Annotated in this window: 20 protein-coding genes and 1 pseudogene; 9 read left to right on the top strand and 12 right to left on the bottom strand. The window is 71.8% G+C overall.

Annotated features, from left to right (window positions below; translation table 11 throughout):
• Positions 1–63: 63 nt before the first annotated feature.
• On the top strand, positions 64–942 hold the full coding sequence (locus tag QSK20_RS27200; protein ID WP_285791481.1) for a transketolase family protein: 879 nt from the start codon (positions 64–66) through the stop codon (positions 940–942).
• A 29-nt stretch (positions 943–971) separates the two neighbouring features.
• Here the strand turns inward: QSK20_RS27200 and QSK20_RS27205 are convergent, their stop codons facing one another.
• From QSK20_RS27205 to QSK20_RS27225, 5 genes are all read right to left on the bottom strand, one after another.
• A complete protein-coding gene (locus tag QSK20_RS27205; RefSeq protein ID WP_088985437.1) occupies positions 972–1667 on the bottom strand; it encodes a glycosyltransferase family 2 protein in 696 nt (231 codons plus the stop codon).
• 77 nt (positions 1668–1744) lie between these two features.
• Complete coding sequence (locus tag QSK20_RS27210; RefSeq protein WP_285791457.1) at positions 1745–3259, bottom strand: histidine kinase dimerization/phospho-acceptor domain-containing protein; 1515 nt, start codon at positions 3257–3259, stop codon at positions 1745–1747.
• The gene (locus QSK20_RS27215; RefSeq protein ID WP_285791458.1) at positions 3252–3947 is read right to left on the bottom strand and encodes a response regulator transcription factor; all 696 of its coding nucleotides are present in this window, start codon (positions 3945–3947) and stop codon (positions 3252–3254) included. Before QSK20_RS27215 ends, QSK20_RS27210 begins: the two co-directional genes overlap by 8 nt.
• 81 nt (positions 3948–4028) lie before the next feature.
• Positions 4029–4583, bottom strand: a complete 555-nt coding sequence (locus QSK20_RS27220) for a hypothetical protein (protein WP_352232318.1) — start codon at positions 4581–4583, stop codon at positions 4029–4031.
• Between the two features lie 125 nt (positions 4584–4708).
• Positions 4709–5881 carry a thiolase family protein gene (locus tag QSK20_RS27225; RefSeq protein WP_285791459.1) on the bottom strand — a complete coding sequence of 391 codons (1173 nt, stop codon included), beginning with the start codon at positions 5879–5881 and terminating at the stop codon, positions 4709–4711.
• A gap of 127 nt (positions 5882–6008) precedes the next feature.
• On the opposite strand from QSK20_RS27225, the gene QSK20_RS27230 reads away from it, so the two are divergent.
• The gene (locus tag QSK20_RS27230; protein ID WP_285791460.1) at positions 6009–6470 is read left to right on the top strand and encodes a PH domain-containing protein; all 462 of its coding nucleotides are present in this window, start codon (positions 6009–6011) and stop codon (positions 6468–6470) included.
• Positions 6471–6536: 66 nt separating this feature from the next.
• Here QSK20_RS27230 and QSK20_RS27235 read toward each other — a convergent pair whose 3' ends face one another.
• Both QSK20_RS27235 and QSK20_RS27240 read right to left on the bottom strand, forming a co-directional pair.
• Entirely contained in the window at positions 6537–7451 is a 915-nt protein-coding gene (locus QSK20_RS27235) for a rhomboid family intramembrane serine protease (protein ID WP_285791461.1), read from the bottom strand.
• Positions 7452–7518: 67 nt separating this feature from the next.
• Positions 7519–8049 carry a peptidylprolyl isomerase gene (locus QSK20_RS27240; protein WP_285791462.1) on the bottom strand — a complete coding sequence of 177 codons (531 nt, stop codon included), beginning with the start codon at positions 8047–8049 and terminating at the stop codon, positions 7519–7521.
• Between the two features lie 84 nt (positions 8050–8133).
• Here QSK20_RS27240 and QSK20_RS27245 point away from each other — a divergent pair, with 84 nt between their 5' ends.
• Entirely contained in the window at positions 8134–8880 is a 747-nt protein-coding gene (locus QSK20_RS27245; protein ID WP_285791463.1) for a hypothetical protein, read from the top strand.
• A gap of 91 nt (positions 8881–8971) precedes the next feature.
• On the opposite strand, the gene corA is transcribed toward QSK20_RS27245, so the two are convergent.
• The 3 genes from corA to QSK20_RS27260 all read right to left on the bottom strand — a co-directional run bounded on the left by corA (position 8972) and on the right by QSK20_RS27260 (position 12184).
• The gene (corA, locus tag QSK20_RS27250) at positions 8972–10120 is read right to left on the bottom strand and encodes a magnesium/cobalt transporter CorA (RefSeq protein WP_502889040.1); all 1149 of its coding nucleotides are present in this window, start codon (positions 10118–10120) and stop codon (positions 8972–8974) included.
• 366 nt (positions 10121–10486) lie between these two features.
• Positions 10487–11581, bottom strand: a complete 1095-nt coding sequence (locus QSK20_RS27255; RefSeq protein WP_285791464.1) for an aminotransferase-like domain-containing protein — start codon at positions 11579–11581, stop codon at positions 10487–10489.
• Between the two features lie 162 nt (positions 11582–11743).
• Positions 11744–12184, bottom strand: a complete 441-nt coding sequence (locus QSK20_RS27260) for an ester cyclase (RefSeq protein WP_285791465.1) — start codon at positions 12182–12184, stop codon at positions 11744–11746.
• A gap of 137 nt (positions 12185–12321) precedes the next feature.
• Here QSK20_RS27260 and QSK20_RS27265 point away from each other — a divergent pair, with 137 nt between their 5' ends.
• The 5 genes from QSK20_RS27265 (at position 12322) to QSK20_RS27285 (ending at position 16096) form a co-directional block, all read left to right on the top strand.
• Positions 12322–12771, top strand: a complete 450-nt coding sequence (locus QSK20_RS27265) for an NUDIX hydrolase (protein WP_285791466.1) — start codon at positions 12322–12324, stop codon at positions 12769–12771.
• A complete protein-coding gene (locus QSK20_RS27270) occupies positions 12768–13541 on the top strand; it encodes a helix-turn-helix domain-containing protein (RefSeq protein ID WP_285791467.1) in 774 nt (257 codons plus the stop codon). Before QSK20_RS27265 ends, QSK20_RS27270 begins: the two co-directional genes overlap by 4 nt.
• A 71-nt stretch (positions 13542–13612) precedes the next feature.
• Positions 13613–14344 carry a phosphocholine cytidylyltransferase family protein gene (locus QSK20_RS27275; RefSeq protein ID WP_285791468.1) on the top strand — a complete coding sequence of 244 codons (732 nt, stop codon included), beginning with the start codon at positions 13613–13615 and terminating at the stop codon, positions 14342–14344.
• Complete coding sequence (locus tag QSK20_RS27280) at positions 14332–15399, top strand: iron-containing alcohol dehydrogenase family protein (RefSeq protein WP_285791469.1); 1068 nt, start codon at positions 14332–14334, stop codon at positions 15397–15399. Before QSK20_RS27275 ends, QSK20_RS27280 begins: the two co-directional genes overlap by 13 nt.
• Positions 15374–16096: a CDP-alcohol phosphatidyltransferase family protein gene (locus tag QSK20_RS27285; RefSeq protein ID WP_285791470.1), complete on the top strand. Its 723-nt coding sequence runs from the start codon at positions 15374–15376 to the stop codon at positions 16094–16096. The genes QSK20_RS27280 and QSK20_RS27285 overlap by 26 nt, the downstream gene beginning before the upstream one ends.
• Positions 16097–16166: 70 nt before the next feature.
• Here QSK20_RS27285 and QSK20_RS27290 read toward each other — a convergent pair whose 3' ends face one another.
• Positions 16167–16358, bottom strand: coding sequence for a hypothetical protein (locus tag QSK20_RS27290; protein ID WP_285791471.1), 192 nt, complete (start codon positions 16356–16358; stop codon positions 16167–16169).
• 193 nt (positions 16359–16551) lie between these two features.
• Here QSK20_RS27290 and QSK20_RS27295 point away from each other — a divergent pair.
• Positions 16552–16740 (top strand): annotated as a pseudogene (locus QSK20_RS27295) (hypothetical protein); the annotation flags it as partial.
• Positions 16741–16770: 30 nt separating this feature from the next.
• Here QSK20_RS27295 and QSK20_RS27300 read toward each other — a convergent pair.
• Entirely contained in the window at positions 16771–16998 is a 228-nt protein-coding gene (locus QSK20_RS27300; RefSeq protein WP_285791473.1) for a winged helix-turn-helix domain-containing protein, read from the bottom strand.
• Positions 16999–17783: the final 785 nt, after the last annotated feature.

Genomic DNA, 17783 nt, shown 5'->3' on the forward strand with positions numbered 1-17783 from the left:
GTGACGGCAGTCAGTGAGGCACCCGTGCTCCCGGCGGCCGGGGAGCGGGTGGAGGAGATCGTCATGCGGGACCGCTTCGTCGACACCGCGTACGAGTTGCTGGCCGAGGATCCGCGGACCGCCGTGGTGCTCGCCGACATCTCGGCGGACAGCTTCGACGAGGCCGCGAGGCGGCACCCGGACCGGGTGGTCAACGTCGGCATCCGGGAGCAGTTGATGGTCGGTGTGGCCGGCGGAATGGCCCTGGCCGGACTCCGCCCGGTGGTGCACACCTACGCCCCGTTCCTGGTCGAGCGGGCGTACGAGCAGATCAAGCTGGACCTCGACCACCAGGAGGTGACCGCGGTGCTGGTCAGCGTCGGTGCCTCCTACGATCGGCCGGAGGCCGGCCGGACCCACCTCTCCCCGGCGGACGTGGCGCTGATCGACACGTTGCACGGCTGGACGGTGCACGTGCCGGGGCACCCCGACGAGGTCCCGCCGCTGCTACGTACGGCGGTGGCCGGCGACGACGCGGTGTACCTGCGGTTGTCGACGATGGCGAACCGCCGGCCGTACGGCGGCGACGGCTCGCTGCGGGTGGTCCGGGACGCGGGGCCGGGCGCGCCACTGGTGGTGGCGGTGGGACCGCTGCTGGACGAGTGCCTGGCGGCGGTGGCCGGGCTGGACGTGACGGTCGCCTACACCCACCGGCCGCGCCCCTTCGACACCGCCGGGTTGCGGGCGCTCGCCGGCACCGAGGTGATCCTGGTGGAGCCCTACCTGGCCGGCACGTCGAGCCGGGTGGTGGGCGAGGCGCTCGTGGACCGACCGCACCGGCTGCTGGCGCTCGGGGTCGGCCGGCGTGACCTGCGTCGTTACGGCACGGCGACCGACCACAGTCGCTGGCATGGACTGGACGCGGCCGGGCTGCGTCGTTCGATCGACGCCTTCCTGGGCTGAGATCCGCTCGCCGACGGTGTCCGAGGCGGTCAGGGCCGGGGTTGGCGGCGGGCCCGCTCCCGACCCAGGATCCAGATCGCCTCGACGCCGTCCTTCCAGGTGATCTTCTTGCCCTCCTCGCGTCCCCGGGCCCGGTAGCTGATCGGCACCTCGTACGGGCGGATCCGGCGGCGCAGCAGCTTGCCGGTCACCTCCGCCTCCATGCCGAAACCCCGGGACCGCACGTCGAGCGAGCGGTACAGCTCGATGGGCATCAGCTTGAAGCAGGTCTCCAGGTCACCGATGTACGAGTTGAAGAGCACGTTCGCGGCCGTGGTGACGCCCTTGTTACCCATCACGTACCAGAAGCTGTAGGCGCTGTGGCTGCCGAAGGTGCGATTGCCGTAGACCACCTGGGCACGGCCGTCGAGCACCGGGGCGAGCAGCTTCGGGATGTCCTGCGGGTCGTATTCGAGGTCCGCGTCGAGGATGACCATGTAGTCGCCCTCGGCGTGGGCCACGGCCGTCCGGATGGCCGCGCCCTTGCCCGCGTTGCGGGGATGGGTGATCACCCGCAGCCGGGCGTCGTCGACCCGGCTGAGGACCTCGGCCGTCCCGTCGCGGCTGCCGTCGTCGACCACGAGCAGTTCGATGTCACACGGGTACTCGACCGCCAGCGCCTGCTTGAGGGCGTCCGCGATGCGTTCCTCCTCGTTGAAAACCGGCATGAGGATCGACAGCTTCACGGGCTTCTCCACGGGGGCGACTGTACGTCGGTGACAGCGTAGCGTGTCGACCCCCCGTGGTAGCACCGGGCGAGAAGTCACGGACCTGGTGCTTTCCGCTGTCTCTGACCAGCGGGAACGAGGTCGGATCGTGGTCCGGGACCGGTCCGGACCGCGGGCAACAGGACGGTGAACACCGCTCCGCCCTCCGGGGCGTGCCCGGCCGTGATGGTGCCGCCGAGCCGCCGGACCAGTCCGGCGGCCAGTGCCAGTCCCAGTCCGCTGCCGACCTTCCGGATTCCCCGGTACCGCCGGTGCAGGGCGCCCCGCTCGAACACCACCGCCAGGTCGTCGTCGGTGAAGCCGGGTCCGCCGTCGCGGACCTCGACCACCCCGCCCGCCGCCGGGTCCGCCCCGGCCGGCCGGGCCGCGAGCACCACCGGTGCTCCCGGGGGTACGACCCGCAGCGCGTTCTCCAGCAACCCGTCGACCACCTGCCGGATCCGCCCCGGGTCGGTGTGCACCGGCACCGGCCGGCCGGGCAGTTCGACCCGGAACGCCAGCCCGACCGCCGCGCACCGGGTCGACCAGGTGCCCGCCGCCGCGCCGACGAACGGGACGAGGTCCACCGGCACCGGGTCCAGCGGAAAGTCGGCCGCCTCCAGGCGGGCCAACGCAAGCAGGTCGCTGACCAGGCGGTCCAGGTGTTCCGCCTCGGCCAGCATGGTCCGTCCGGTCTGCGCCGCCTCGTCCGGACCGAGCACGCCGTCGGCGAGCGCCTCGGCGTAACCCCGGACGGCGGTCAACGGAGTACGCAACTCGTGCGAGACGGAGAGCAGGAACTCCCGTTGCCGGCCCTCGCTGGTGGCGAGCGCCTCGGCCAGCCCGTTGAGCGCGTACGCCAGCTCGGCGACCTCGTCGGGCGGCTCGACCGGCACCCGGACCGCACGGTCCCCGGCGCTGAGCCGGGCGGCGGCGACAGCCGCCTGCCGGATCGGTCGGGCCAGGCGGCGGGCGAGCAGCCAGCCGGCGACCACCCCGGCGGCCAGCCCGGCGAACAGTGGCATCCAGACGCTCGCGAGCACCTGCCGCCAGAGCCCGGTGACCCGGGACCGGGCGAGCACCACCCCGTTGCCGTCGCCGAGCGCGCGTCCCTCGACCAGGGACGGGCGACCGTCGACCCGCCGCCGCACGGAGACGTCCTGTCCGGCGGCGACCCGTTCGACCACCTGCGGCGGCAGGCCGGCCCGGTCGACCCGCCCGTCCCGGAGCACGTACGTCTCGACGCCCTGGTTCTCCAGCAGGCGCAGCAGTCGCTCGTCGGTCGGTTGACCCCGGGCCAGCCGGAACCGCAGCACCTCGGCGGTCATCCGCGCCTGCGCGGCCAGCGTGTCCTGCGCCTGCCGCTGCACGCCGCGAACCGCCAGGGGCACCGCCACCAGTGCGGTGACCAGCACCGACACCAGGGACACCGCGCAGGTCACCAGCACCGCCCGGGCGGTCAGGGTGCGACCGGGCCGGGACCGGTGGGGTCGGGCCTCCCGGGTGCCCACCGCCGGCGGCGCCCCGGTCGGCTGGGGAGCGTCGGGCGGGCCGACGGAGCGGTCAGCCATCAGCGGCGTACCCCACGCCCCGGTGCGTACGGATCACGCTGCCGTCGCCGATCTTGGCTCGAACCTGCGCCACGTGCACGTCGACCGTCCGGGTGCCGGCATGCGCCGCGTATCCCCAGACCCCGGCGAGCAGTTCCTCCCGGGTGAAGACCCGACCGGGACGGGCCATCAGGTGGGCGAGCAGGTCGAACTCGGTCGAGGTGAGCTGGACCGGCGTTCCCGAGACGGTGACGGTGCGCCGGGACGGGTCGAGGGTGACCGGGCCGACCTGCCGGGGCCGGTTCGCCCCCTCCGGGACCCCGGCCGCGCGGCGCAGCACCGCCCGGACCCGGGCGACCAGCTCACGAGGGCTGAACGGCTTGGTCACGTAGTCGTCGGCGCCCAGTTCCAGGCCGAGGATCCGGTCCACCTCGTCGTCCCGGGCGGTGAGGAAGATGACCGGGGTCCAGTCGCCGGCCTCGCGCAGCCGACGGCAGACCTCGGTCCCGGGCAGGCCGGGCAGGGCGATGTCCAGCACGCAGACGACCGGCCGGAGCCGGCGGGCGGCGGCCAGCCCGGTCGGGCCGTCCCGCTCGACGTGGACGCCGAAACCGTCCCGCGCCAGGTAGAGCCGGACCAGGTCGGCGATGGCCGGTTCGTCCTCGACCACGAGGACGAGTCCACGGTGGTTCGCTGCGTCGACGCTCACCGGGTCATGATTCCTGACCGTCCGGCCCGGATCACGGCCGGTTGTGTTCGGATTGGGTAAGGACCCTCGGCCGGCGGTACGTCAGCCCGGCTTGGTGGGACGTCGGCCGGCGGCGGGTCCGCCGGACGTGGTTCTGCCCCCGGCGGGCCGACGGCCGGTGACGGGCGCTTCCGGGACGGGCGCTCCCGCGGTGGTGACCGCCCGGGGCAGCCGTAGCCGGGAGCGGAAGGCGTGGTCCAGCAGGGTGTCGATCTGCCACACCTGCTTCGGGTGTTCCGTCCGGATGAGGAACCGCTCCCGGACCCCGTCGATCGCGGTGGCGGCCAGCTCCACCTGCTGGAGCCGGGGATCCGGATTCCAGGTGACGTTGCTCAGGTGCCGCAGTTCGGTGTTCAGGTGCAGGTGGAGCCGGTGCAGCAACGGGCTCTGCCGGGTGACGACCAGCCGCTGGTAGGTCATCAGGAGCAGGTACTCGCCGGGCACCAGACGGTCCGGACGGGTGCAGCGGGTGACCAGGATCGTCGCGTCGTCCGCCCGGACGCAGCGCCGGAAGACGGGCATGTGGCGGCTGACCGTCTGCACGGCGAGCCCGGTCTCGGCGGCGGCGGGCAGGAACGTTCGGTCGAAGACGTCCATGCCCTGACCAACGATCCAGCGGTGGTTCCGGTAATTCCACGGGACCGGGCACCACACCGGCTGTCCGACGTCGGGCGCGGGCCGGCCGGAGACGGTGTGGACGTCCCCGACCGCCGCTGCGCCACCTACAGCAGCTCGACGATTGTGGCGTTGGCCATGCCGCCGCCCTCGCACATGGTCTGCAGGCCGTAGCGGATCCCGTTGTCCCGCATGTGCTGGAGCATCGTGGTCATGATGCGGGCGCCGGACGCCCCGAGCGGGTGGCCGAGGGCGATCGCCCCACCACGCGGGTTCAGCCGCTCGGGGTCGGCCTCGGTCTCCGCGAGCCAGGCCAGGGGCACCGGGGCGAACGCCTCGTTCACCTCGTACACCCCGATCTCCTCGATGCCCAGCCCCGCGCGGCGCAGCGCCTTCGCGGTGGCCGGAATGGGGGCGGTGAGCATGGTGACCGGGTCGTCGGCGGCGACGACGGCGGTGTGTACGCGGGCCAGCGGGCGCAGGCCGTGGCGGCTGGCCCACTCGGAGGTGGTGACGGCGAGCGCCGCCGCGCCGTCGGAGATCTGCGAGGCGGACCCGGCGGTGACCACGCCGTCGGCGCGGAACGGGGTCTTCAGCTCGCCGAGCTTCTCCAGCGAGGTGTCCCGGCGGATGCCCTCGTCGGCGGTGAACTTGCCCCCGTCGGCCAACGCCACCGGGGCCAGCTCCGCGTCGAACGCCCCGGCGTCCTGCGCGGCGGCGGCCTTCTCGTGGCTGGCCAGGGCAAACTCGTCGAGCTGGGTGCGGGAGAACCGCCAGCGGTCGGCGATCAGCTCCGCGCCGACACCCTGGTTGAACGGGAGCGGCTCGTCGTCGGCGAAGCCCTCGACGCCACGGTAGCGGTCACGGATCTGGTCGCTGAAGGGCATGCCGTCGGCCACGCTGGACCCCATCGGCACCCGGGTCATCGACTCGACTCCCCCGGCGACGACCAGGTCGGCCTGGCCGGCGAGGACGGTGGCGGCGGCGAAGTGCAGCGCCTGCTGACTCGACCCGCACTGCCGGTCGAGGGTGGTGCCGGGCACCGACTCGGGCCAGCCGGCGGCGAGGACGGCGTTGCGGGCGACGTTCCAGGACTGCTCGCCGACCTGGGACACGCAGCCCCAGATCACGTCGTCGACGTCGGCCGGGGCGATGCCCGTCCGCTCGGCGAGGGCCCGGAGCACGTGCGCCGAGAGGTCCACCGGGTGGACGCCGGCCAGGCTGCCCTTGCGCCGCCCGACGGGGGTGCGTACCGCGCCGACGATAACCGCGTCACTCATATCTACTCCCCGGTAACCTGAGACTCCTCGATCCTACGTCGCGGGACGACCCGCCGTCCGCCCCGGGTGACCGGTCGTGCCGGGCCGGCGCGTCGCGGCGTCCACCCCGCTCGGGCATGCTGGACCGATGCACCCAGGGTCGTTGCGCCGGCAGTGGCGCGTACCGGTGAAACTACCGCTGGTCAAGCTGGCCGGGGCCGGGACGCTGGCGGCGCTCGGGCTGCTCTTCGCCGAGGGCGACCCGGTGCGGGTGGTCCTCGCCGGGCTGGGCGCGGCCGGGCTGGCCGTCTGGGCCGCGCGGGACCTGCTGGCCCCGGTACGGCTCGCGGTGGATCCGTCCGGCGTGACCGTGGTCACCGGCTTCGCCGGCCGACGGACACTCGGCTGGTCGTCGATCGAGTCCGTCGCGGTGGACGACCGTCCCCGTTTCGGCCTGCGCAACCAGTTCCTCGAAATCGACACCGGCGAGTCGATCCACCTGCTCAGCCGGCACGACCTCGACGCCGACCCCGCCGAGGTCGCCGCGCTCGTGGCTCCGTACCTGGACGCCCACCGCTCCGGCCCCGCCGCGCCGGACGGTCGGGCCTGACCGAACGCCCGCGCGGGAGGCCGACCGTGCGGTTCGGCCGAGCAGGGCGGAGGCCGACCGTGCGGGTCAGCCGCCGAGCAGGGCGGCGGTGCGGAGGAGGACCAGGCCGAGCAGGGCCACCACGATGACCGTGCCACCGGCGAACTGGAAGGTCGACCGGCGCATCCGGGGGGCGTAGGCCAGGACCAGCGCCATCAGCGCCCCGACGACCAGGCCGCCGAGGTGGCCGGCGATGGAGATGCCCGGCACGGCGAAGGTGAAGACCAGGTTGATCACCAGGATGGGCACCACCGCCGAGGTGTCCCGCCCGAGCCGACGCATGATCACGAAGAGCGCGGCGAAGAGACCGAAGATCGAGGTGGAGGCACCGGCCGTGGCGGCGTTGGGGGCGCTGAAGAGGTACGCCGCGACATTGCCGCCCAACCCGGCGATCAGGTAGAGCGCCAGGAAACGCAGCGGCCCGAGGACCCCCTCCAGGGACCGCCCGAGCACCCACAGCGCCCACATGTTGAGCAGCAGGTGCAGCACGCCGTAGTGCAGGAACATCGCGGTGAGCAGGCGGTACCACTCACCCTCGGCGACCCCGTGGATGGCGCCGTCGGAGAAGAGCGCCCGGCCGAGCACCGCACCCCACTCGGTCAGCGGGGTGCTGCCGCCCATCAGCCCGCCGAACCCGGAGCCACCGGCCGCCGAGTCGCCCCCACGGTCGGAGGCGATGGAGAGCAGCATCATGAGCAGGTTCAGCGCGATCAGGGCCTTCGTCACGTAGCCCTGGCGACCGACGGCACCGCCACCGAAGGCGGTGCGCGCCGGTCGCACCGAACGTCGACCCTCGCTCACGCACTCCGGGCACTGGTGTCCCACGGAGGCGTCCCGCATGCACTCGGGGCAGATCGGACGGTCACAGCGGGTGCACCGGATGTACGTCTCCCGGCCGGGGTGCCGGTAACAGACGGGCGTGGTCGGCGGTGACTCGCTCACGGTCTCGCCCTCCCGTCCGTGCACCTGCGGCGCTCAGTCATGCGAGCAAAGGTACCTCGAACGGAGGTCAGGCCTGGGCACGCTCGATCTCGACCCGCTCGATCACCACGTCCGAGAGCGGACGGTCGCTCGGGCCGGTCTGGGTGTTGGCGATCGAGTCGACCACCTTCACCGACTCCTCGTCCGCCACCTGCCCGAAGATGGTGTGCCGGTTGTTCAGGTGCGGCGTCGGCGACACGGTGATGAAGAACTGCGACCCGTTGGTGCCCGGTCCGGCGTTCGCCATGGCCAGCAGGTACGGACGGTCGAAGCGCAGGTCCGGGTGGAACTCGTCGCCGAACTTGTAGCCCGGCCCGCCACGACCGGTGCCGGTCGGGTCGCCCATCTGGACCATGAAGCCGCTGATCACGCGGTGCGAGATGGTGCCGTCGTAGTACGGCCCGCTGCCCGGCTGACCGGTGCGCGGGTCGGTGTACTCCCGGGTGCCCTCGGCCAGCTCCACGAAGTTGCGGACGGTCTTCGGGGCGTGGTTGGAGAAGAGCTCCAACCGGATCGGGCCATGGTTGGTGTGCAAGGTGGCGTAGAGAGCCTCGGCCACGGGTACTCCTCACTCGTCGGTCAGTTCCATGCGGATCCTCCCATGTGCCCGATCTGGCAGTGCGGAGGCATCCGAAGGTGGAGGATGACGAAGGAACAACTCCCAGGAGGTGGGACCGTGTTTGGAATCGGGCGGCGTAAGTCCCAGGCGCAGCTGGCCAAGGCCGAGCTCAACCAGGGCGTTGGTCACCTGATGCAGGCAGCCACGTACGCGTCTCGGGGCGTCGGCCACACCGTCGGCCCCCGGGTGCAGGCGGCCCGGGTGGCGGTGGCACCGACCGCGGTGCGGGTCCGCGACTCGGCCACCCGCGGTTGGGGGTCGACGGTCGCCACCCTCGCCCCGCTGGCCGTGGCCGCCCGGGGCGGTGCGGCACAGGCCGGCACGATGGCCCGGAAGGCGAAGCCGAAGAACATGCGAATGATCAAGCAGAAGAAGAAGGCCCGGCGGCGTAGCGGCATGATGACCGGCCTGCTCGCGGCCGGGGCGGTGGCCGGGATCGCCGGCGCGATGGCGATGCGTCGCCGTCGGGACCAGCAGGAGTGGGCCGAGTACGACCCGAACCGCACCCTGGAGCCGATGCGCGACGAGGTGGAGACCATCGAGGTGCGCACCCCGACGGCCGACCGGCCGACCACGACTGCCGCCGGGCCGACCGGTGCCGGCAGTTCCGCGGTGGCCGGTGCGGGCAAGGCCGCCACCACGAAGCCGGTCACCCCGAACGACAAGGTGCCGTCGGTGGCCGAGGGCGCCCGGGACGTCTCGGGTCGCCCGGCCGACGACGTCAGCCGGGCGATGGGGAACACCGCCAGCCCCAGCGGCGGTCGTCACTGACGCCGTACGGGCGGCGTCCACACACCGTCACCGGGAGAGCGCCGGCGAGGCGGGGGTACGTCCCCCGCACGCCGGCGCTCCCGCGATCCGGTCAGAGCCAGCCGTTGCGGCGGAACCAGCGGTAGAGGGCCATCGAGATGCCGAGCATCAGGGCCAGGACGACCGGATAGCCGTACGTCATCTTCAGCTCGGGCATGTTCTCGAAGTTCATCCCGTAGATGCCGGCGATGGCGGTCCACACCGCGGCGATCGCGGCCCAGGCCGCGATCTTGCGCATGTCGTTGTTCTGGTCGACGGTGACCTGGGCCAGACGCGCCTGGAGGATCGAGTTCAACAGGTCGTCGTAGGAGTTGACCTGCTCGACGGTCCGGCTGAGGTGGTCCTGCACGTCCCGGAAGTAGCGCCGGATCTCCTTCGGCACCTCCCGGTTGACCTGGGCGGTGAGTGTCATCATCGGGCGTTGCAGCGGCACCACGGCGCGCTTGAACTCGACCAGCTCCCGCTTCATCTGGTAGATCCGCTGGATCCGGCCGTGGCTCTGCCGGTCGAAGACCTCCGCCTCCAGCACGTCCAGGTCGTCCTCGATCTGGTCGGCGACCTCCAGGTAGAGATCCACCACCCGGTCGGTGACCGCGTACGCCACCGCCCACGGACCGTGCAGCAGCAGGTCGCGGGTGCTCTCCAGGTCGGCCCGGACGGACGCGAGCCGGCAGGCGTCCCCGTGCCGGACGCTGATCAGGAAGTCGGGGCCGATGAAGAGCATCACCTGGCCGGTCTCGACCACCTCGGAGGTCTCGGTCAGCTCGGTGTGCTCGCAGTAGCGGGCGGTGCGCAGCACCAGGAAGCTGACCTCCCCGAAAAGCTCCAGCTTGGGCCGCTGCTGTGCCTTCACCGCGTCCTCGACGGCGAGTTCGTGCAGCCCGTACGTGGCGGCGATGCCGGTCATCTCCCGCAGGCCCGGCTCGTGCAGTCCCAGCCAGACGAACGCGTTCGGCTGTCGGCGGGCCGCCGCGAGCGCGTCGGCGTAGTTCCAGGTGCCCGGCTGTCGGACCCCCTCCACGTAGAGGGCACAGTCGACCACGGCACTGCGGTCCGGGCCGACCTCGCGGGCCGGGCGGGGGCTGTCCTCGGTGTTCAGGATGCGGCTCATCGCCCGGACCGGGGCCGTCCAGGCCCGGGGGCGCAGGACCCGACCGGCGCCGAGCGGTGTGTTCCGGGTCCGATCGGTCCGGTCAGACATGACGGCGCCCCCTCCCACCCACGGCTGCTGCGGGGTTGAGGGTACGCCGCCGGCGGGCATCGGGCCGGTGCGCGCACGGTCGGGGGGTGGCACCCGCCGGGTGCGGGGCGGCGTCGGGCGGGCCGGCCGCGTCGAAGGGGGTGAGGTGCGACACGGCCCACCCGACGCCTTTGGGGGCGGGGGATGATGCTCACGACGCCCGTCACGTCGGGTCTGCGGACGTCCGCACCGGGGTCCACCAGGGCCGTTCGACGTGAAAGGCGCTCGCAGCATTGTGGGCCGCAGGCCGGCCCGAGGGGAGACCCGAGCCGGCCCGAATCAGCCATTGTCAGATATTTGACAGAAGCCTGGTGGAGAAGAGAAACATCAGCCTCGGACGGCGGCCATGGCCTCCGCCAACCGGCGGACACCCTCGTCGATCCGGTCCGCGGTGACCGCCGAGAAGGCCAGCCGGAGCGCGTGCCGGCCACCACCGAGGACGAAGTCGCTCCCCTTCACCACCGCGACGCCACGCTCCGCCGCCGCCGGGGCGAGCCGGTCCACCTCGACGTCCTCCGGCAGTTCGACCCAGAGGAAGTAGCCCCCGTCGGGCTCGACGAAGCGCGCCTCCGGGATGTGCCGGCGCAACGACTCGGCGAGCACCCGGGCCCGCTCGCCGAGCGCGGTGCTGACCGTCCGGATCGAGCGCTCGATGTCACCGGAGACACAGAACTGGTGCACGATCGCCTCGGAGACCATGCCCGGCGAGATGTAGAGGTTGGTGGCCTTCTTCGCGATGTCGGCGATCAGGTCGGCCGGGCCCACCAGGTAGCCGACGCGCACTCCGGGGCAGACCGTCTTGGTGAAGCTGGAGGCGTGCACCACCACACCCCGGGTGTCCAGCGAGAGCATCGACGGCAGCGGCTCGCCCCGGAACCGGATGTCGGCGTACGGGTCGTCCTCGAAGATCGTGAAACCGTACTCGACGGCCAGGTCGAGCAACTCACGACGCTTCTCGAGGGAGAGCGTGACACCGGCCGGGTTCTGGTAGTTCGGGATGACGTGGGCAAGCCGGGGGCGCACCCCGGACTCCAGCAGCTTGCGCAGCTCGGCGGTGTCCAGGCCGTCCGGCTGGATGGTCACCCCGTGCAGCTCGCCGCCCTGACGCTGGAGGTTCAGCAGCGTCCGGTCGTACGTCGGACGCTCCACCACCACCGCGTCACCGGGACGGACCAGGTGCTCGAAGAGGAACGCGTCGGCCTGGAGCGAACCGTTGGTGACCAGGACCTGGTCCGCCGACACCCCGTGCTTCTCCGCGATCCACTTCCGCAGGGGCGGGTAACCGACGGAGGTGCCGTACGCCGTCACTCCGGCGGGGTCGACGTCGAAGGCGCGGACGGCGGCGGCCTTGAGCCCCTCGACATCGACGATGTCCAGCGAGGGAGCGCCACGGGCGAAGGAGATCAGCTGCTCGGCGGTCATGGCTACTGAGCGTACGGCCGGCTGGCGGCCGATCGCGGACGGCACGACGATGTCCGCATCCTGAGCCACCGGGACGGGTGATCCGGGGGTGGCACGGGTGCCGGTGGCGACCCGGTCGCGGATCCGAGCAGCTCAGACGGTGAGCGGGCCTCGACGGCCGGGTCAGGCGGCGAGCGGGGCGTCGGCGACCGGCTCGGGCCGCCAGCCCAGGTCGGTCAGGAGAAGTCCCTGGTCGAAGTAGGACCGCCAGGAGGCGATCAGACCGTGCCGGGCACGGACCACGTCGACCACGTCCCAGCTCACCGCCCGGCCGGTCGGGGCGACCGCCCCGAGCGCGGTGTGCAGCGCGCCGGTGTGGGTGCCGGTCATCCGCTGCTCGACCACCACCCCACCGGCCGTCTCGACCAGCCCGGTCAGCTCGGTACGCAGGTCCGGAAAGGCCCCCGACCAGGCCCGCAGCACCGCGGGCAGCTCGATCGGACGCACCGTCAACCCGGGCATCGAGTAGAAGGCGTCGTCCGCGTACAGCTCCGGCAGCCGGGCGAGGTCCCGCTGCCGGAGCATCGCGTACTGCGACTCGACGAGTTCCCTGGCGCTACGCATCGCGACCTCCCGGCGGCGCGGTACCGGCTTCCGCATCCACCAGCTATCACTACCCCTCGATCCCCGGTCCACACCCCCGACTCCGCTCGCGTCGTCCGGGCGTCGCCGGAACGCTGATCCCTCGCTAGGGTCAAGGCGTGTCCACCGAGCCTCTACGCTGCGCAGGCGCACTGATCGTCGATGACCAGGGCCGTCTGTTCATCCAGCGCCGGTCCCCGGAACGACGGCTGTTCCCGAACACCTGGGACATCGCGGGTGGCCATCTGGAGCCGGGCGAGGAGGTCGAGGACGCGCTGCGCCGCGAGGTCCTCGAAGAGACCGGCTGGACCGTCTCGCACGTGCTCGGTCTCGTCGGCGAGTACCGCTACACCGGCGACGACGGCATCGAGCGGGTGGAGACCGACTTCCTGGTCCGGGTGGACGGCGACCTGGACCGTCCCCGCCTGGAGCCGGGCAAGCACACCGAGTTCCGGTGGATCACCGAACAGGAGGTGGCGGTGCTGGACGAGCACCGCGACGTCAACGACGGGCTGATCCGGCGGATCGCGGAGAACGGCTTCGCCGCCCTCCGCTCGATCGGGCTGTGAGCGACGGGGTAGAGCTCCCGCCGCACCGGTTCGCGGGGCTGGTCGCCCCGGCGATGGACCGGGTCTTCGTCGCCGGTGTGCTCGCCGGCCGCGACGGCGGGGGCGCCGAGCTGGGTCAGCGGTACGGCGGGATGGCGGCCACCGGCTTCCTGGTGGAGTTCCGCACCAGGCTCGCCGCGCCCGGCGGCACCGTCACGGCGGCCGGCTTCACCGCGGTGACCCGGTACCGGGACCCGGCCTCCTGCCAACGGGCGCTGGACAAGCACGTGGCGCACGGCATGATCCACCGGCGGCCCGACGGTGCCTTCTCGGCCACCGAACGGGGGGCCGCCTTCCTCGCCGAGATCTACCAGGTGCACGGCGAGGTCACCGAGGAGTTGTGGGCCGGGCACGACGACCGGGTGCTCCGGCTGGTGGAGACGCTCGGCCGACTGCTGGCGTACACGCTGGTCACGGTCGAGGAGGACGACGACACCGCGCCGAGCGAGGCGTTCCGGGCGATGGCCCCGCCGTACGAGCCGGACGGCACCCCGCCGGGCGTGCTGCTGCTCAACCGGCTGGGCACGCTGCGATACCACCGTTCCGACGCGCACGCCGCCGCGTGGACCGCCGCCGGGCACACCGCCGCGAGCGTGAGCACCCTGCCCGACGGGCCGGAGCGGCTGGCCATCGAGCAGGAGACCGACCGCCGCGCGGCCGGCCCGTACGCCGTGCTGGCTCCCGACGAGCGGCTCGCCATGCTCGCCGACCTGGCGGCGCTCCCCGGCTGACCGCCCCCCGCAGCAGACCCGACTATCCTCCAGCGGGGGAACGCCACGTCGTACGAGGGAGAAGGTCACCGATGATCGGGATGGTGCTCGCGGCCGGAGCGGGGCGTCGGCTGCGCCCGTACACCGACACGCTGCCGAAGGCGCTCGTGCCGGTGGACGGGGAGACGACCATCCTCGACATCGCGCTGCGCAACCTCGCCGAGGTGGGGCTGACCGAGATCGTGATCGTGGTCGGCTACGCCGCCGACGCGGTGGTCGACCGGCAGGCGGCGCTGGAGGAGAAGTACGGCGTCACCATCACCCTCGTGCACAACGACAAGGCCGAGGAGTGGAACAACGCGTACTCGCTCTGGCTGGCCCGGGAGCACTTCGCCCGGGGTGTCCTGCTGGTCAACGGGGACACCGTGCACCCGGTGAGCGTGGAGCGGACCCTGCTCGCCGAGCGTGGGCCGGGCATCCTGCTCGCCGTCGACACGGTCAAGAAGCTCGCCGACGAGGAGATGAAGGCCACCTTCGACGCGGCCGGTCAGCTCACCCGGATCACCAAGCTGATGGACCCGGCCGAGGCGTACGGGGAGTACATCGGCGCGACGCTGATCGAGCCGCACGTGGCCGACGCGCTCGCCGACGCCCTGGAGGCGACCTGGCGGCGCGACCCGAACCTGTACTACGAGGACGGCTACCAGGAGTTCGCCGACCGGGGCGGTGAGGTGCGGGCCGCGTCGATCGGCGACGTCGCCTGGGTGGAGGTCGACAACCACGACGACCTGGCCCGGGCGCGGGAGATCGCGTGCCACTACTAGCCCGTACGGTCAACACGCCGCTGGTGATCGAGGTCCGACGCGGCGCGGTGGCCGACCTGGGTCCGCTCCTGGCCGACCGACGGATCTCGGCCGGGGGTGACGTGGCGGTGGTGGTCGGCCCGGGGCAGGGCGAGAAGATCGCCAACCTGTGCCAGCCCAGCCTGGGCTCCGCCGACGTGTTCATGGTCACCGGCGGCACCATCGACGCGGCGAACGAGCTGGGCGACCGGCTCCGGTCCCGCCACTACGACGCGGTGGTCGGCATCGGCGGCGGCAAGACCATCGACACCGCCAAGTACGCCGCCACCCGGTACGGCATGCCGATGGTGACCGTGGCGACCAGCCTCGCCAACGACGGCATCGCCTCGCCGACCGCCTCCCTGGACCACGAGGGCGGCAAGGGCTCGTACGGGGTGCACATGCCGATCGCGGTCATCGTCGATCTCGACTTCGTGGAGAACGGGCCGGACCGGCAGACCCAGGCCGGCATCGGTGACGCGGTGAGCAACATCAGCGCCTGCGCCGACTGGGAACTGGCCCACCAGGTACGCGACGAGCCGATCGACGGACTCGCCGTGACCCTGGCCCGCACCGGGGCCGAGGCGCTGATCAACCATCCGGGGACGATCACCGACGACGGCTTTCTCACCACCCTCGCCGAGGCGCTGATCCTGGGCGGCATCGCCAGCTCGGTGGCCGGGTCCACCCGTCCGGCCAGCGGCGGTGACCACGAGATCTCGCACGCCATCGACCGGCTCTACCCGGGCACCGCCGCACACGGTGAGCAGGTCGGGCTCGGTGCTCTGTTCTGCACCTTCCTGCGCGGCGAACCGGAGCGCTTCGCCCAACTCGCGCGCTGCCTGCACCGGCACGGCCTGGCCACCGACCCGGCCGGGCTGGGCCTGACCGACGACCAGTTCGTCGAGGCCGTGCAGTACGCCCCCCGCACCCGCCCGGACCGCTACACCATCCTCGAACACCTGGCGATGTCGCCTACCGAGACGCGGAGGCGGCTGGCAGACTACGCCGGTGCACTCCGCGACCACCTTGACTGAATCGCGTCCCTCCGTCGCCGACTTCCACCGGGTCAACCGGGGCGGCGGACTGTTCAGCGAGTCGATCAGCCAGTGGCTGGGGGCGGCGTTCGCGCTGGTCGCCCAGCGGCTCGGGCTGAAGCCCACCGCGCTGACCATCATGAACCTGGTGCTCGGGCTGGCCGCCTCGGTGACCGTGGTGGCGCTCGCCGACCGGGTCGCCGCCGGGGACGTACCGGCCTGGGTGGTCGGGCTGGTCGCGCTGGTCGGCTGGCAGGTGGCGTACGCCCTGGACTGTGCCGACGGTCAGCTCGCCCGGGTGACCGGGCAGGGCAGCGCGGCCGGCGCGCGGGTCGACGTGCTCTGCGACGTGGCCGCGCAGATCGCCCTGGTGACCGCACTGGGCACGGTGGCGGTGGCGCAGCGCCCGTCGACGCCGGTCTGGCTGGTGGCCGCCTTCGCCGGCACCTGGATGGTCAACCTGGTGACCTCGGTGATGCAGGCGGGTCCGAACGCGGCCAGCATGGTCACCTCGACCAGCCTGCCGGTACGGCTGGCCAAGCTGGTCCGCGACTACGGCGCGGTGATCTTCGTGGCCGGTCTGGTGCTGACCTTCGCCCCGGCGCTGACGTTCTGGGTGGTCGTCGCGTTCACCATCGTCAACGGCGGCTTCCTGCTCGCCAGCATCGCCTTCTCCGCCCGCGCCTCGCTGCGCTGAGACTGAGGTGGGGAGGCGCGCGACCTGCTCCACCCCGACGCCCGTTCAGGCGAGACGTCGCCAGGGTGAATCACCAGCGCTCCTCGGCCCGCCCTGCGGCGAGCGTGGCGGCCACGTCCTCATTCTCGTCGCCGAGCTTCGGCGGAAGCCGAACGGGACCACCGCCGGTCGGAGCAACCGCCCGCCCCGCAGCCACCAGCCTGTCCAGCCCTGACACCTGACTCGTGTGCTGATCCAGCTCCCCGACACTGTTGCGCTCCACAGGCAGAGTGTGGCCCATGCGCACCCCCTCGGCCTCTTCGGTCAGGCCCGGGGGCAACTCCGCAAGATCGTTGACGGCTCTGCTCCGTGACGTACGTTTCTCGTGCCCGTCATGAACAACATGCGCCCGCATGCTGAACAAACCCTGCCATGCAGATCGAAAGGCAGAGGCCATGCAGATCGAAAGCATGATGGTCAGAGCGGCCAGCACCGTCAGGACGGAAGATTTCCGAAGGCTACACCGGCTTGCCGGCCGCCTCGGCGACGACTTCATCGCCGGTGTCGTCCTCTACACCGGAACCTCGACGCTGCCGTTCGGCGACCGGCTCCGCGCCAAGCCAGTCAGTGCCCTGTGGCAAACACCCGCCCCACCAGCAAACTGAGCAGGTGGTTCGAGGCAGGGGGTGCGGCTCTCACCTCTGCCGCTCTGCTACCCACAGGCCCCGGCCTTGAAGGCCGACGACCAGGCCACGGTCCTGCAAGATGATCACCGCTCGCTGCACCGTCGTAACGCTGACCTGGTAGAGGTCGGAAAGCTCTCGGTACGTCGGAAGACGATCACCGGGTGCGTACTCACCGCTCTTGATCCGCGCGGCAATGTCCTCGGCTACCTCACGGTAGCCGCCAGTCGGTATGGGCATGGGGAAGTTCCTTCGTTCGGCACCTCCATCGGACCACGCCGCCTACCCCGCTTCAAGACCAACATTGCCTTAGGTACTAAAGGTCTCTAACATCAACCATGACAACGGTCCTTCGTTCGGCAAACGCTGGCCCGCTTCGTCTCTGCCGTGGGAGCAGACAACTGCTTCCACGGCAGGCGACACCCGAGGGACGGGAAGCCACTACAGCTCGCGCCACTCCTCAACCAGATCTGATCCCAAGAGACCAGAAAGGCGGAAACATTGATCTCGTTCCTCGTTCTGGGAGCAGCGGCGCTACTCGGCTTTACTGGCGGCCTCTTCCTGTTCAAGGTCAAGTCGCGCTGGTGCCGGCGGTGCGGGTCGGTGCTGCGCTGTCCGAGCTGCGGCGGCCACGGGTTGCGCCCACATCCGGACAGCAACCGTCAGACGAGTCGGTGGCGAGCCACCTTCAGGTCACCTCGCTGTGGGCGTGGTGGGCAGCCGGCGACCTGCGGGAAAGCCGATACTGTCAGGCGCTCCGCCCTCCCGTCGATCGACCGCCGGATGGCGGACTGGTGGGCGCGGAGGAAGATTCCACGGCGGTTCTGGCCGTTCAAACACCGTGGTACGAGCCCGCTCGACCGCTTGGGCACAGCGACGTTCTACGTCAGACGGGCAGCCTGTCGGTTCCGCCTGAAAACTGACCACGTGGTTCCGGCTGAATCGGGACCACCTCCTGAAGCATCGGGAGGTGCTGAGCGTGGAGGACTGGGCGGAGATCCGGCGGCTGCGGCGGTCGGAGGGTA

This window comes from Micromonospora sp. NBRC 101691, assembly GCF_030269285.1.
Lineage (GTDB): Bacteria > Actinomycetota > Actinomycetes > Mycobacteriales > Micromonosporaceae > Micromonospora > Micromonospora echinospora.

What these genes read in the sequence shown, in the direction of transcription:
- QSK20_RS27210 (WP_285791457.1), bottom strand. Translation starts at nt 3,259, where the DNA reads ATGGCTGACCGCTCCGTCGGCCCGCCCGACGCTCCCCAGCCGACCGGG.
- QSK20_RS27230 (WP_285791460.1), top strand. Translation starts at nt 6,009, where the DNA reads ATGCACCCAGGGTCGTTGCGCCGGCAGTGGCGCGTACCGGTGAAACTA.
- corA (WP_502889040.1), bottom strand. Translation starts at nt 10,120, where the DNA reads ATGTCTGACCGGACCGATCGGACCCGGAACACACCGCTCGGCGCCGGT.
- QSK20_RS27220 (WP_352232318.1), bottom strand. Translation starts at nt 4,583, where the DNA reads ATGGACGTCTTCGACCGAACGTTCCTGCCCGCCGCCGCCGAGACCGGG.
- QSK20_RS27225 (WP_285791459.1), bottom strand. Translation starts at nt 5,881, where the DNA reads ATGAGTGACGCGGTTATCGTCGGCGCGGTACGCACCCCCGTCGGGCGG.
- QSK20_RS27200 (WP_285791481.1), top strand. Translation starts at nt 64, where the DNA reads ATGCGGGACCGCTTCGTCGACACCGCGTACGAGTTGCTGGCCGAGGAT.
- QSK20_RS27260 (WP_285791465.1), bottom strand. Translation starts at nt 12,184, where the DNA reads ATGCGTAGCGCCAGGGAACTCGTCGAGTCGCAGTACGCGATGCTCCGG.
- QSK20_RS27255 (WP_285791464.1), bottom strand. Translation starts at nt 11,581, where the DNA reads ATGACCGCCGAGCAGCTGATCTCCTTCGCCCGTGGCGCTCCCTCGCTG.
- QSK20_RS27245 (WP_285791463.1), top strand. Translation starts at nt 8,134, where the DNA reads ATGACGAAGGAACAACTCCCAGGAGGTGGGACCGTGTTTGGAATCGGG.
- QSK20_RS27300 (WP_285791473.1), bottom strand. Translation starts at nt 16,998, where the DNA reads ATGCCCATACCGACTGGCGGCTACCGTGAGGTAGCCGAGGACATTGCC.
- QSK20_RS27275 (WP_285791468.1), top strand. Translation starts at nt 13,613, where the DNA reads ATGATCGGGATGGTGCTCGCGGCCGGAGCGGGGCGTCGGCTGCGCCCG.